The sequence below is a fragment of the Pseudomonas sp. SJZ103 genome (genome assembly GCF_007828335.1).
GTDB lineage: Bacteria > Pseudomonadota > Gammaproteobacteria > Pseudomonadales > Pseudomonadaceae > Aquipseudomonas.
This window is the reverse complement of the sequence record NZ_VIUN01000006.1, coordinates 221,407-235,558: the sequence shown is the minus strand read 5'-3', so window position 1 is coordinate 235,558 and position 14,152 is coordinate 221,407. Positions and strand designations below refer to the sequence as shown.

10 protein-coding genes are annotated in these 14,152 nt (G+C 60.9%); 4 read left to right on the top strand and 6 right to left on the bottom strand.

Features of this window, described 5'->3' with window-relative positions:
- Positions 1–139: 139 nt before the first annotated feature.
- Positions 140–2,533, top strand: a complete 2,394-nt coding sequence (locus tag FBY10_RS16010; protein ID WP_145337021.1) for a diguanylate cyclase — start codon at positions 140–142, stop codon at positions 2,531–2,533.
- 102 nt (positions 2,534–2,635) lie between these two features.
- Here the strand turns inward: FBY10_RS16010 and dacB are convergent, their stop codons facing one another.
- Entirely contained in the window at positions 2,636–4,096 is a 1,461-nt protein-coding gene (gene dacB / locus FBY10_RS16005) for a D-alanyl-D-alanine carboxypeptidase/D-alanyl-D-alanine-endopeptidase (protein ID WP_131699678.1), read from the bottom strand.
- A 237-nt stretch (positions 4,097–4,333) separates the two neighbouring features.
- Here dacB and FBY10_RS16000 point away from each other — a divergent pair, with 237 nt between their 5' ends.
- The gene (locus tag FBY10_RS16000; protein ID WP_010208515.1) at positions 4,334–4,678 is read left to right on the top strand and encodes a YggL family protein; all 345 of its coding nucleotides are present in this window, start codon (positions 4,334–4,336) and stop codon (positions 4,676–4,678) included.
- A gap of 37 nt (positions 4,679–4,715) precedes the next feature.
- Here FBY10_RS16000 and FBY10_RS15995 read toward each other — a convergent pair whose 3' ends face one another.
- Complete coding sequence (locus FBY10_RS15995) at positions 4,716–5,906, bottom strand: benzoate/H(+) symporter BenE family transporter (protein ID WP_145337020.1); 1,191 nt, start codon at positions 5,904–5,906, stop codon at positions 4,716–4,718.
- 264 nt (positions 5,907–6,170) lie between these two features.
- Here FBY10_RS15995 and FBY10_RS15990 point away from each other — a divergent pair, with 264 nt between their 5' ends.
- Positions 6,171–6,935: a GntR family transcriptional regulator gene (locus FBY10_RS15990; RefSeq protein WP_015885332.1), complete on the top strand. Its 765-nt coding sequence runs from the start codon at positions 6,171–6,173 to the stop codon at positions 6,933–6,935.
- 136 nt (positions 6,936–7,071) lie between these two features.
- On the opposite strand, the gene guaD is transcribed toward FBY10_RS15990, so the two are convergent.
- From guaD to xdhA, 4 genes are all read right to left on the bottom strand, one after another.
- Positions 7,072–8,376 (bottom strand): guanine deaminase, encoded by a 1,305-nt coding sequence (gene guaD / locus FBY10_RS15985; protein ID WP_131699676.1) that lies wholly within the window; start codon positions 8,374–8,376, stop codon positions 7,072–7,074.
- 7 nt (positions 8,377–8,383) lie between these two features.
- On the bottom strand, positions 8,384–9,241 hold the full coding sequence (gene xdhC / locus FBY10_RS15980; RefSeq protein ID WP_131699675.1) for a xanthine dehydrogenase accessory protein XdhC: 858 nt from the start codon (positions 9,239–9,241) through the stop codon (positions 8,384–8,386).
- Positions 9,242–9,359: 118 nt separating this feature from the next.
- Positions 9,360–11,759 carry a xanthine dehydrogenase molybdopterin binding subunit gene (xdhB, locus tag FBY10_RS15975; RefSeq protein WP_145337019.1) on the bottom strand — a complete coding sequence of 800 codons (2,400 nt, stop codon included), beginning with the start codon at positions 11,757–11,759 and terminating at the stop codon, positions 9,360–9,362.
- Positions 11,752–13,200 carry a xanthine dehydrogenase small subunit gene (gene xdhA / locus FBY10_RS15970; protein WP_131699673.1) on the bottom strand — a complete coding sequence of 483 codons (1,449 nt, stop codon included), beginning with the start codon at positions 13,198–13,200 and terminating at the stop codon, positions 11,752–11,754. Before xdhA ends, xdhB begins: the two co-directional genes overlap by 8 nt.
- Positions 13,201–13,491: 291 nt before the next feature.
- Between xdhA and FBY10_RS15965 the strand changes: the two genes are divergently transcribed.
- Positions 13,492–14,151 carry a GntR family transcriptional regulator gene (locus FBY10_RS15965; protein WP_053132831.1) on the top strand — a complete coding sequence of 220 codons (660 nt, stop codon included), beginning with the start codon at positions 13,492–13,494 and terminating at the stop codon, positions 14,149–14,151.
- The last annotated feature ends 1 nt before the right edge of the window (position 14,152 follow it).

Below are 14,152 nucleotides of genomic sequence, written 5' to 3'. Positions count from 1 at the left end.
GGCGCTAAGAAAAAGCCGCGAGCCTGGATTATTCCGGGCTTGCGGCTTTTTTACGCTGGTCAAACCCTGGGCCGATAGCTATAACTTAAGGCCTAGCCAAAGTGACACCTCCCGCAGGCTGGCGTTGTGAGTGCTGCCTATGCCGTTGCAAGCCGTTCGCCCGAAAATTCTAGGCTTTATCAGTGAGCAGGCGTCGGCTTGGCTGGTGGCATTGGTGGTGTTATTGGCAGGTTTCGCGCTGACGGCAGTCATCGCCTGGGCCGCCTCCGACCTCTATCAGCAACAGGTGCGCCAGCGCTTTCAGTTGCTGGTCAACGAGCGTTACACCCGCTTGCAGGAACGCTTCGAGGATCAGGAACAACGCCTGAACAGCCTGCGGCGATTCTTCGTCAATTCCGATGACGTGTCCCGCGAAGAGTTCGATGGGTTTGCCCAGCCGTTGTTATTGCGCGCCCGTGCCTACTCCTGGGCGCCCCGCGTGTTTCGCGAACAGCGCAGACAGTTTGAGCAAGAAGTGTCCCGCCAGCGTGGGGTGCCCTTCGTCATCCGTGAGTTAAATAGCGCCGGAGGACTGACCCCTGCGCCCGAGCGTGATGAATACGTGCCGGTGCTCTACAGCCAGACCCAAAGCCTGCTGGGCACACCCCTGGGCTTTGACCTGCTGGCCCAGCCCTTGCGACGCTCGGCCCTTGAACGTGCGCAAAAGAGCGGCAAGCTGGCGGTGTCCCAACCGATGCAACTGGTGGGGGTCGAGCCGGCTTATGCCATGGGTGTATTACTGGTCGCGCCGGTGAGTCACCTACCCACGTCCGAGCTGTCCAAAAATGAGCCCTACGGTTATGTGATGGCGGTGATCAGCATGCGCCAACTGGTCGCCGATGGATTGCCCAAAGCGGAGCGGGACAACCTGGTGATGCAGATCGTCGACACCTCCGACCTGCAATCGCGTGTGCTCTTCGAGTCCGGCAATGCCGTGGCCAACAGCGACCTCGCTGGCGCGCGCCGCCTGACCCTGGGCGACCATGTGTACGCCCTGAGCCTGCGCCCGAGCCAGGTATTCGAGCAGACCAATCATTCCTCGCTGTCCACGATCCTGACCATGGGTGGCCTGCTCAGCCTGCTGCTCAGCGCCTTGCTCTATGTGTTGGTAAGCCAGCGCCAGCGCGCGTTGAAACTGGTGGAGCAACGCACTGTGCAGTTGCGTTTGCGTGAGCAGGAACTGCGCGGTGCCCACGGCCAGTTGCGCAGTGTGCTGAATGCCGCTACCCAAGTGGCGATCATCGCCACTGACCTGCGGGGTGTCATCAATACTTTCAACGCCGGTGCCGAGCAGATGCTGGGGTTCCCGGCCGAGCAGGTGGTGGGCAGGCTGACCCTGGAAAGCCTGCACTTGGCGGTCGAGCTGGAGGCACGCTCGGCCAGCCTGAGCGTGACCCTGGGCAAGCGTATCCCTGCGAGCCAGGCCATGCTGGTTGAAAGCCCCGACAACCTGCACGAAGCCCGGGAGTGGACCTTGGTCCGCCAGGATGGCAGCCAGTTGATCGTGAACATGTTGGCCACCGTATTGCTGGATGACCATGGTCTGTGGATCGGTCACCTGGCCATTTACCTGGATGTTACCGAGCAGAAACGCGCCTACGAGGCCCTGTCGGCACGGGACCGCCTGCTCAAGAAACTCAGCGCCCACGTGCCCGGCGGTATCTTCCAATTCACCCTTGAGCCCCAGGGCAACTGGCGTTTCATCTACGCCAGCGATGGTATGCGCGACATCTATGAAATCGAGGTCAACGCGTTGCAACGAGATGCGACGAAGGTCTTCGAACGGATCCATCCGTTGGATGCGGAGCGGGTACGGGCGTCGATTCGTTTGTCGGCGTTGCAGTTGAGCCATTGGCGCGAAGAGTATCGGGTGCTGTTGCCCCAACGTGGCCTGCGCTGGATTCGTGGCGAGGCCACGCCGGAAGAATTACCGGGGGGCGGTACGCTGTGGCATGGCTACGTGTCGGATATTTCCGATCTCAAGCGGGTAGAAGAAGAACTGCGGGCGCTGTCCATTACCGATTCCCTGACCGGCATTCACAACCGCCGCTATTTCCAGGATCGCCTCAGGGTCGAGATGGCCAGGCTCAACCGGACCTCGGGGACGCTGTCGGTGATCATGCTCGATATCGATCACTTCAAGCGTATAAACGACCAGCACGGGCATGCAGTCGGCGACGGGGTGTTACAGGAGTTGTGCAAGCGCATCGGTCAACGTCTGCGCCGCACCGATGTATTCTGCCGCCTGGGGGGCGAGGAGTTTATGGTGCTGTGCCCCAACACCGGCGGCGAGCAGGCATATGGCCTGGCCATGGAGTTGTGGCAATCGCTGCGCAGCCTGCCGATGGAGCCGGTGGGCATCGTCACCGCCAGCTTTGGGGTGGCCAGCTGGCGGGTGGATGAAGGCATCGATGGGCTGTTATTGCGTGCCGACTCGGCGGTGTATTTGGCCAAGCAGGCGGGCAGGGACCGGGTGGAGCCGGAGAGGGTATGAGCTTGAAAGGTATGTGGGAGGAGGGCTCCCGATGGCGCAGTGTCAGTCAACCTGGCTGCGACTGCTTCATCGCCATCGGGGTAAGCCCCCTCCCATAGTGTCCTATAGCACCGGTGAAGGCGCCGCCAGCTTCGGCTGGCGGTACAGATCCAGCAGCACCTGGTCCAGCACCGACGAAGCGCCCCACGGCTTCGGGTCGTTGAGGATCGCCACCACCGCCCAAGTGTTGCCGTTGTTGTCGCGGCTGAACCCGGCAATGGCACGCACAGTGTTCAACGTACCGGTCTTGACGTGGGCTTCGCCGCGCATGGCGGTGGTCTTCAGGCGTTTGCGCATGGTGCCGTCGGTGCCGGCGATCGGCATCGAGCTGATGTATTCCGCAGCGTAGGGGCTTTTCCAGGCGGCTTGCAGCATGGCGGCCATCTCGCGGGCGCTGACCCGTTCGGCACGGGACAGGCCCGAACCGTTCTCCATCACCAGGTGTGGCGCGGTGATGCCTTTCTTCGCCAGCCACTGGCGCACCACACGTTGCGCGGCCTTGGCATCGTCGCCGTCGGCATCGTTGCGGAACTGTGCACCCAGGCTCAGGAACAACTGCTGAGCCATGGTGTTGTTACTGTATTTGTTGATGTCGCGGATGATTTCCGCCAGGTCCGGCGAAAACGCGCGGGCCAGCACCTTGGCATCCTTGGGCACCGGCGCCTGGATGTCACGGCCCTGGATGCTGCCGCCCAGTTCCTGCCAGATCGCCCGCACCGCACCCGCGGTGTAAGTGGCGTGGTCCAGCAGCGACAAGTAGGTCTGCGAGCTGCAGCCATCGGCCAGTTGGCCGCTGACGGTGACCGTCATACTGCCATCGGCGCCTGTGACCGGGTTGTAGCGTACGTCGCCGGTGCACTGCTTGGCGTTGGAGGCCTTGACCTGGTTGTCGATGCGGATGCTGGCAATCGGCGGCTCGACCGAGACGAGCACGCGGCCCGAATCGTTACGGGTCACAAAGCGCAGGGCCTTGAGGTTGACCAGCAGGGCGTCGGGCTTGACCAGGAACGGTTTGTTCTCGTCGTTGCCGTCATCATTGAATTCCGGCAACTGCGGTTGGTTGAAGAAACTGCGGTCCAGCACCAGGTCGCCAGTGACTTGCTGTACGCCATTGGCCCGCAGGTCGCGCATAAGCAGCCAGAGTTTTTCCATATTCAGCTTGGGGTCGCCGCCGCCCTTGAGGTACAGGTTGCCGTGCAACACGCCACCGCTGAGGGTGCCGTCGGTGTAGAACTCGGTTTTCCACTGGTGGTTGGGGCCGAGCATTTCCAGGGCCGCATAGGTGGTGACCAGCTTCATGGTCGAGGCCGGGTTCACCGAGACGTCGGCGTTGAAAACCGTGGGGGTGCCGGGGCCGTTCAGGGGGATCATCACCAGGGACAGCGCGGTGTTTTGCAGCTTGGCTTTGGCAAGTGCCTGCTGGACGTTCGGCGGCAGGGTGTTATTGATCGGGGCAGCGGAGGTGGAAAAGGCCAGTGGCAGGAGAAAACCGGCGAGTAGCAATGGACGCAAAGATTTGATCATAAGAAGTAAAACCCTACTGCTGAGGAGGGTGAAAAAGGCGAGGGGTAAATAGGAAAATTCCCTCAATGGTCATGAAAGTGTCGGCATTATGCCCCAAGGTGAACGCACTTGTAGCTGAACGATAGCTGGTAATCGGCGTTTTTTTAACAGCAAAGTGCCGCCTGTCCCAGAGAGTCGGGCAATCGTCGTCTTAAACTGCTAAAGTGCCGCCCGTTATTACTTATGAGGATTGTTCCAATGGCGACTAACCGTTCCCAGCGTCTGCGCAAAAAACTGTGCGTTGATGAATTTCAAGAGCTGGGTTTCGAACTGAACCTGGACTTCAAAGAAGGCCTGAGTGAAGAAGCTATCGACGCTTTCCTCGAAGCGTTCATCAAAGAAGCCATGGAAGCCAATGGTCTGGGCTATGTTGGCGGCGATGACTACGGTCTGGTTTGCCTGCAGAAGCGTGGCTCGGTCTCCGAAGAGCAGCGTGCTGCCGTCGAAGCCTGGCTGAAAACCCGTTCCGAGCTGACCAAGGCTGAAGTCAGCCCGCTGCTGGACGTGTGGTATCCGGAAAAGCCGATCAACGCGGCCAAGTGATACTGAAAAAAACGGCGACCTGAGGGTCGCCGTTTTTTTATGCCTTGCGCCAGTTCAGAATCAGCAGCGTCAACACCCCCGCCACAATCCCCCAGAACGCCGACCCGATGGAAAACAACGTCAAGCCTGACGCGGTAACCATAAAGGTGATCAGCGCCGCTTCCCGTTCCTTCGGCTCATTCATGGCGATGCTCAAGCCATTGATGATCGAGCCAAACAAGGCTAAGGCCGCAATCGACAGTACCAGCTCCTTGGGCAAGGCTGCGAACAATGCAGCCAGCGTCGCTCCGAACACCCCGGCGATGCCGTAGAACACCCCGCACCATACGGCGGCGGTGTAGCGTTTGTTGCGGTCTTCATGGGCATGGGGCCCGGTGCAGATCGCTGCGCTGATCGCCGCCAGGTTAATGCCGTGGGAGCCGAACGGCGCCAGCACCAGCGAGGCCAGGCCGGTGGTGGTGATCAGCGGCGAGGCCGGCACGTTATAGCCATCGGCCCGCAGTACGGCGACGCCGGGCATGTTCTGCGAGGTCATCGCCACCACGAACAGCGGAATCCCGATGCTGATGGTCGCCGCCAGCGAGAAGTGCGGCGTCGTCCACACCGGCGTCGCCACTTCCAGGTGGAAGCCGCTGAAGTCCAGCAAGCCCATCAGCCCCGACAACAGGGTGCCGATCACCAGCGCGGCCAGCACCGCATAGCGTGGCGACAGGCGCTTGATGATCAGGTAGGTGAAAAACATCCCCAGTACCAGGCCGGTGCGATGCTGCGCGGCAACGAAAATCTCGCTGCCGATCTTGAACAGGATCCCCGCCAGCAACGCTGCCGCCAACGACGCAGGGATACGCTTGACCAGTTTTTCAAAGCTGCCGGTGAGCCCGCAGAGCGTCACCAGCACCGCGCAGGTGATATAGGCACCGATGGCCTCGCCATAACTCACACCGCCCAGGCTGGTGATCAACAGCGCCGCGCCAGGGGTGGACCAGGCAATGGTGATCGGCGTGCGATAGCGCAGGGACAGGCCGATGCTGCACACCGCCATGCCGATGGAAATCGCCCAGATCCACGAAGAAATCTGCGCCGTGGTCAAGCCGGCAGCCTGGCCGGCCTGGAACATCAGGACCAGGGAACTGGTGTAGCCGGTCATCATGGCGATAAAGCCGGCGACGACGGCGGAGGCAGAAGTGTCGGCCAGCGGGCGCAAAGGCGCTTGGGTGGCGTCGGTCATGGAGAGGTGTTCCTTTTACCTGGTTTTTTGCCGGTGGCGGCGCAGATTCAAGCCTAAACTCAAACGTAACGACTCATTGCAATACAGACGGCACCGCAAACAGCCGTACAGTGTGTTGGCGCAGTGGGTTGTGTACAATGTGCCGTGTTTTTAGGTGGTACTTGCCAGCGACCCAGTGTTGCCGTATTACCTTGAATTTGCCGTATTACCTTGAATTTGCCGTATTACCGTTAATTCGCCGCCGTTCTCCCGACCCGAGTGCCCATGAACGAACAGTTGCAACCTCTCAAGAAACAACCGCGAGCCGGTAAGGCCGGTCGCAGCGGAACCCAGGACGATATCGTCTATGCGCATATCTTCGAGGCGATCCTCGAGCAGCGCCTGGCACCCGGTACCAAATTGAGCGAAGAGGCACTGGGCGAAATCTTCGGCGTGAGCCGCACCATCATTCGCCGCGCCCTGTCGCGCCTGGCCCATGAAGGCGTGGTGTTGCTGCGGCCCAATCGTGGCGCGGTGGTGGCGAGCCCAAGCGTGGAAGAAGCGCGCCAGGTGTTCCTGGCCCGGCGGCTGGTAGAGCGAGCGATCACCGAGCTGGCAGTGCAGCACGCCACTGCCGAGCAACTGGCCGAACTGCGCCAGATGGTCAACGACGAGCGCGACAGCTTCTCCCGAGGCGATCGCGGTGCCGGCATCCGCCTCTCCGGCGAATTCCACCTCAAGCTGGCCGAGGCAGCGAAAAACGCGCCGCTGATCAGTTTCCAGCGCAGCCTGGTGTCCCAGACTTCGTTGATCATCGCCCAATATGAAAGCGGCAACCGCTCGCACTGCTCTTACGATGAACATACACAGCTGATCGATGCGATCGAAGCACGGGACGCGGCGCTGGCGGTGAATTTGATGATGCATCACATGGATCACATCGACAGCAAGCTCAACCTCGACGAGGAAAGTGCGTCGGATGATTTGCATGCGGTGTTCTCGCATCTGTTGCAGACCAAGAAGCCGGGGCGTTCCTCGATAAAGCTGTAATTTCCCCGGCTCACCCGGGACAAAATGTGGGGGGGCTTGCTCCCGATAGCGGTGGTTCAGTTAACACATTACTAACTGAACCGCTGCCATCGGGAGCAAACCCCCTCCCACATTTGGTTTTGTGTGGCGGTTGAGATCAGCGTTGGTGCACGAGTTGGCCGGCCGCATAGGTCTGCAACACCGTCCGATCATCCCCCAGCGTCATCAACACAAACAACGTCTCGGCAATGTTATTGGCCTGCTTCAAGCGATAGCTCAGCAGGGGCGTGGCGTTGTAATCCAGCACCAGGAAGTCTGCATCGGTTCCCGGCTGCAACGTGCCGATCTTGTCTTCCAGGCGCAGCGCCCGCGCACCACCGAGGGTGGCCAGGTACAGCGACTTGAACGGGCTCAACCGCGCGCCCTGCAATTGCATGACTTTATAGGCTTCGTTGAGGGTTTGCAGCAGTGAGAAGCTGGTGCCGCCTCCCACATCGGTGCCCAGGCCAACGTTGAGTGTGTGTTTCTCGGCCATCGGCAGGTTGAACAGGCCGCTGCCGAGGAAGAGGTTCGAGGTCGGACAGAACGCCACCGCCGACCCCGTCTCCGCCAACCGCGCGCATTCGTCATCACACAGGTGCACGCCGTGGGCAAACACCGAACGCTCGCCCAGCAGCTTGTAGTGGTCGTACACGTCCAGATAGCCGTTTCGCTCGGGGAATAGTGCCTTTACCCACTCGACTTCCTGCTTGTTCTCACTGATGTGCGTCTGCATGTACAAGTCCGGGTACTCGCCCAACAGTTGCCCGGCCAGCGCCAATTGCTCCGGCGTGCTGGTCGGCGCAAAACGCGGTGTGACCGCATAGTGCAGGCGACCCTTGCCGTGCCAGCGTTCAATCAGCGCCTTGCTTTCCCGGTAGCCGGATTCGGCGGTGTCGGTGAGGTAATCCGGGGCGTTGCGGTCCATCATCACCTTGCCTGCGATCATACGCAGGTCGAGTTTTTCCGCCGCTTCAAAAAAAGCGTTCACCGACTGCGGATGCACGCTGCCGAACACCAGTGCGGTGGTGGTGCCGTTGCGCAGCAGTTCCTTGATAAAAATGTCTGCGACTTCTTCGGCATGGGCCTTGTCGGCGAACTGGCTTTCGCACGGGAAGGTGTAGGTGTTGAGCCAGTCCAGCAACTGCTCGCCATACGCGCCGACCATGCCGGTTTGCGGCAGGTGGATATGGGTGTCGATCAGGCCCGGGGTGATCAGCGCATCCTGGTAGTGGGTGATGTCGATGTCGGCAGGCAAGGTCGGCAGCAGGTCGCCAGCATGGCCAACGGCGCTGATCCGGCCGTTTTCGATCACCAGCAAGCCGTCTTCGAAATACTCGTAGGAGGCTTCGATCCCAACGATGGCGGGGTCGGCGATGCTGTGCAGGATGGCGGCACGGTAGGCTTTGCGAGTCAAAGGCATGGTGATCTCAATTCTTGGCAAAAGAAGGAATTGCTTGGCTGCGGCGCGAGGCCGGGAGCAATTTGGCAATGGGTTCGGCGCTCGCGGTGTGCTGGCCGAAATTGGCGTTATAGGTGGCGATGATTTCGCCGGCGATGGAGATGGCGATCTCCACCGGCAACTTGCCCTTCACCTCGGTGAGGCCCATGGGGCAGCGCATGCGTTGCAACTGCGCGGCGTCGAAGCCGCGATCGCGCAGGCGATGTTCGAACTTGACGCGTTTGGTCTTGGAACCGATCAGGCCGAAGTAGGCAAAGTCATTGCGCTTGAGCAGGGCGGCGGTCAGTTCCAGATCCAGCGCGTGATTGTGGGTCATGACGATGCAGTAACTGCCCACCGGCAGGTCGGCGATTTCGTCCACCGGCTCTTCGCTGACGATTTTACGCACGCCGTGGGGGATATGATCCGGAAACTCCTGCTCGCGCGAATCGATCCAGTGCACCCGGCACGGCAGGGTCGCCAGCAACGGCACCAGCGCGCGGCCGACATGGCCGGCGCCAAATACGGCGATCTGCGCCTGGACCTGGCCCATGGGTTCGAACAGCAACACGGTGACGCCACCGCAGCACTGGCCCAGGCTCGCGCCGAGGCTGAAGCGCTCCAGGTGGGTGTTCTGCTGGCCACGCATGAGCATATCGCGGGCGATCTGCATCGCTTTGTACTCAAGGTGCCCGCCGCCGATGGTGTCGAAGGTCTGCGCGGCGCTGATCACCATCTTCGAACCGGCATTGCGCGGCGTGGAGCCGAGCTCTTCGATGATGGTCACCAGTACACAGGGTTCGCCTTGGTTTTGCAGGTCGGCGAGGGCGCTGATCCAGTTGTTCATAGTCACCTCTTGTGGTGTCTTTCAGGCCGTCATCGGGGGCAAGCCCCACTCCCACATTTTGATCTGTGAATACCTTCAAATGTGGGAGGGGGCTTGTCCCCGATGGCAGCGCCTCGGTCTAGAGCGAAGCCATTTCAGTTTCAGTCTCGACAGCTGTCGCCGTCTGCACCTTGCGCATCTGCTCACACCCCCACAACACCCGCTCCGGTGTCGCCGGCGCATCAATCTTCGGCTGATGGCGATAATCACCCAGGCTCGCCACCGCATCCTTGATCGCGCACCACGAGGCTATCCCGAGCATGAACGGTGGCTCGCCCACGGCCTTGGAATGGAACACCGTGTCTTCCGGGTTCTTACGGTTTTCCACCAGCTTCACGCGCAAATCCAAAGGCATGTCGGCCACCGCCGGGATCTTGTAGCTGGCCGGGCCGCAGGTCTCTAGCTTGCCCTTGTTATTCCACACCAACTCTTCCATGGTCAGCCAGCCCATGCCCTGGATAAAGCCGCCTTCCACCTGACCGATGTCGATGGCCGGGTTCAGTGAGGCGCCCACATCGTGAAGGATGTCGGTGCGCAGCATCTTGTATTCGCCGGTCAGGGTGTCGACGATCACTTCGCAGCAGGCAGCGCCAAACGCGAAGTAATAGAACGGCCGACCGCGCGCCTGGCTGCGGTCGTAGAAGATTTTCGGGGTCTTGTAGAAGCCGGTACTCGACAGCGAGACCTGGGCGAAATACGCCTGCTGGATCAACGCCTCGAAGGTCAGAATCTGGTCGCGCACGCGCACATGGCCGTTGTGGAATTCCACATCCGCTTCGCTCACGTCGTACTTGCGCGCGGCGAATTCTACCAGGCGTTGCTTGATGGTTTCGGCGGCATTCTGCGCGGCTTTGCCGTTCAGGTCCGCACCGCTGGAGGCAGCGGTCGGCGAGGTGTTGGGTACCTTGTCGGTGTTGGTGGCGGTGATCTGCACGCGGTCGATGTCCACCTGGAACACTTCGGCCACCACTTGCGCGACCTTGGTGTTCAAGCCCTGGCCCATCTCGGTGCCGCCGTGGTTCAGGTGGATGCTGCCGTCGGTGTAGATATGGATCAGCGCGCCCGCCTGGTTCAGGAAGCTCGCCGTGAACGAGATACCGAACTTGACCGGCGTCAGCGCCAGGCCTTTTTTCAGGATCGGGCTGTGGGCGTTGTACAGGCGAACCGCTTCGCGGCGCTCGGCGTATTGGCTGCTGGCTTCAAGTTCGGCGGTCATCTCTTCGAGCATGTTGTGCTCGACGGTCTGGTAGTAGTGGGTGACGTTGCGCTCGGTCTTGCCGTAGTAATTGGCCTTGCGCACCGCCAGCGGGTCCAGCGCCAAATGACGGGCGATGGCGTCCATCACTTCCTCGATGGCGACCATGCCTTGCGGGCCACCGAAGCCGCGATAGGCGGTGTTGGACGCGGTGTTGGTCTTGCAGCGATGGCCGTTCACCGTGGCATCGCCCAGGTAATAAGAGTTGTCGGCATGGAACATCGCGCGGTCGACGATCGAGTTGGACAGGTCCGGTGAGCAGCCGCAGTTACCGGCCAGCTCCAGATTGATCCCGTGCAGACGACCGCTGTCGTCGAAGCCCACGTCGTATTCGATATAGAAGGGGTGGCGCTTGCCGGTCATCAGCATGTCTTCGACGCGCGGCAGGCGCATCTTGGTCGGTTGGCCGGTGAGGCGCGCCACCACCGCGCACAGGCACGCCGGGCTGGCGGCCTGGGTTTCCTTACCGCCAAAACCGCCACCCATGCGGCGCATATCGACGACGATCTTGTTCATCGACACGTCCAGCACTTCGGCCACCAGCTTTTGCACTTCGGTGGGGTTCTGCGTGGAGCAGTAGACGATCATGCCGCCGTCTTCGGTGGGCATCACCGATGAGATCTGGGTTTCCAGGTAGAAGTGTTCCTGGCCGCCGATATGCAGCGTGCCCTGGATACGGTTTTTCGCCGTGGCCAGCGCGCCCGCCGAATCGCCCCGTTGGTGGGTGTGACTGTCGAGTACGAAATGCTTGTTGCGAAATGCCTCGACCACATCCAGCACGGGCTCCAGGTCTTCGTATTCGATCACCGCGGCCATCGCGGCCTTGCGTGCGGTGTCCAGGTCGCGGGCAGCCACGGCCAAAACGACCTGGCCGACGAACTGCACCGTATCGATAGCCAGCAACGGGTCGCCGGGCATGAGCGGGCCGATGTCCTTGAGGCCCGGCACGTCTTCATGGGTGATGACGATGCGCACGCCGTCAAAGGCATAGCAGGGCGCGGTGTCGATGCTGATGATCCGGGCGTGGGCGCGGTCGGACATGCGCGCATACAGGTGCAACTGGTTGGGGAATTCCAGGCGGTCATCGATGTACTGCGCTTCACCGGACACGTGCTTGGCGGCACTGTCATGCTTGACGCTGCGGCCGACCCCGGAGGTCAGGTCCTGGGCAAACAGCGCGGCCAGTTCGGCCTGGGTTTTTTCCACGGCGTGATGGTTAGACATAAGCGGTCACCCGAGTCTCGATGTGCGGCGTTTGCAGTTCGATGAAGTATTTGCGCAGCAGGTTCTGCGCGCTGAGCAGGCGGTATTCCTTACTGGCGCGGAAGTCCGACAGCGGGGTGAAGTCCTCGGCCAGGGCGGCGCAGGCTTTCTCGACGGTGGCGGCGTTCCAGGTGGCGCCGACCAACACGGCTTCGCAGCTTTTCGCGCGTTTTGGCGTGGCGGCCATGCCGCCAAAGGCGACGCGGGCCTCACTGATCACACCGTTGTCGATCTTCAGATTGAATGCAGCGCAGACGGCGGAAATATCATCGTCCAGGCGCTTGGAAACCTTGTAGGCACGGAACAACGCGTGGCCTTTAGGAACGATAATTTTCTCGATGAACTCGCTGTCCTGGCGCGCCGTCACACGGTAGTCGATGAAGTAGTCTTCCAGCGCCAACGTACGGCGCACGTTTCCTTTGCACAGCACGATCTGCGCGCCAAGGGCGATCAGCAGCGGCGGCGAATCGCCAATCGGTGAAGCGTTGCCGATATTGCCGCCGAGGGTGCCTTGGTTGCGGATTTGCAGGGAGGCGAAGCGGTGCAGCAGGTCGCCGAAATCCGGGTATTCGTGGTGCAGCGCGGTGTAGCAGTCGGAGAGGGCCGTGGCGGCGCCGATTTCCAGGCGGTCGTCGAAGCGCTCGATGCGCTTCATCTCTTCAATATTGCCGACATAGATCATCACCGGCAGGGTGCGGTGGAACTGGGTGACTTCCAGGGCCAGGTCGGTGCCGCCGGCCAGCAGGCGGGCTTGGGGGTAGGCATCGTAGAGGTCGGCCAGGTCGGCAACGGTGAGTGGCACCAGGCAGCGTTTGTCGCCGCTGTTGAGTTCACCGGTTTGGGTCGGCGCGATGGCTTTGAGGCGGGCGATGGTCTCGGCCTGGCGGCTGTCGAACTGGTCCACCGGTTTATTGCAGCAGGCCTGTTCGGCGGCGGCGAGGATCGGCCGATAACCGGTGCAGCGGCACAGGTTGCCGGCCAGGGCTTCGTGGGCTTTTTGGCTGTCGGGAGCGTCGCTGTTCTTTTGCAGGGCGAACAGCGACATCACAAAACCTGGGGTGCAAAAGCCGCATTGCGAACCGTGGCACTCCACCATGGCCTGTTGCACGCTGTGCAGTTGGCCCTGGTGCTTGAGGTCTTCGACGCTGATCAGTTGTTTGCCGTGCAGCGACGAGACAAATGTCAGGCAGGAATTGAGGCTGCGATAACGGATCTGCTCAACGCCCTGAGGGTCGGTGTGCAACTCGCCGACCACCACGGTGCACGCGCCGCAGTCGCCGCTGGCGCAGCCTTCCTTGGTACCGGGTTTACCCACATGCTCGCGAAGATAGTTGAGCACGGTGAGGTTGGGGTCCAGGGCGTGCTCGCTACGGAGTTCCTGGTTAAGTAAAAACTGGATCACGGAAGGCCTCGCAGACTCATTATTGTTGTTAACCGCTTTGCGCCGAATCTAGTCATGTCTGACTTTTCGGTCAACGATTTTCTGACTTTAAGGTCAAGAAATTGCGATCTCAACACATTCAATTATGGTCCAGTCTTCTGGAACCGGCGTTTTTGGCGGCTTATGGGTTTCGCCTGATGCGTAAAAGTTGCTTATTTCATGCCAAATTCGCCACGGTGGGCGTAGCGCCATCAGCGGGCCAATGCGCTACACTGCCGCGCTTGTACCGATAGAAGATTTTGAAGGGAAAACATGACGTTCAAGGCGCCGGACAGTCTCGCCGAGCAGATCGCTCACCACCTCGCCGAACGTATCATTCGCGGCGATCTCAAGCCTGGGGAGCGGATCCAGGAACAGAAAGTCACGCTGGCGCTCAATGTCAGCCGTGGTTCCGTGCGTGAAGCTTTACTGATCCTTGAACGTCGCCACTTGATCGCGATCCTGCCGCGCCGTGGCGCCCACGTGACCGAGCTCACGGCGCACAAGGTGCAGAGTCTGTGCACGCTGATGAGTGAGCTGTATATCCTGCTTGGCAATGCGGTCGCCCAGGGCTGGCAGACCCAGGCCGACATGGCGCCGTTCGTACAGATCCAGCAGCGCCTGGTGAGCAATTTCGAGCGCCAGGACATCCGCGCCTTTGTCGAAGAATGCTTCAATGTGATGCGCGCCGCATACCCCTTTGCCAACAACCCGTATTTGCAGGAAACCGTCGAGAACCTGCAGCCAGCGATGAACCGCGCCTATTACCTGGCCCTGGATCAGCGTAAGGCGTCCATGAGTGAGTACCTGGCGCTGTTCGAGCAACTGCTCGCCGCCGTGCTCGCCCGTGACCTTCTGCAGATTCGCCAGGTGCTGTCGGCCTACTGCGAGCGCAGCAGCTCGCTGGTCATCGCTGCGTTGGCGGACGCCTAAA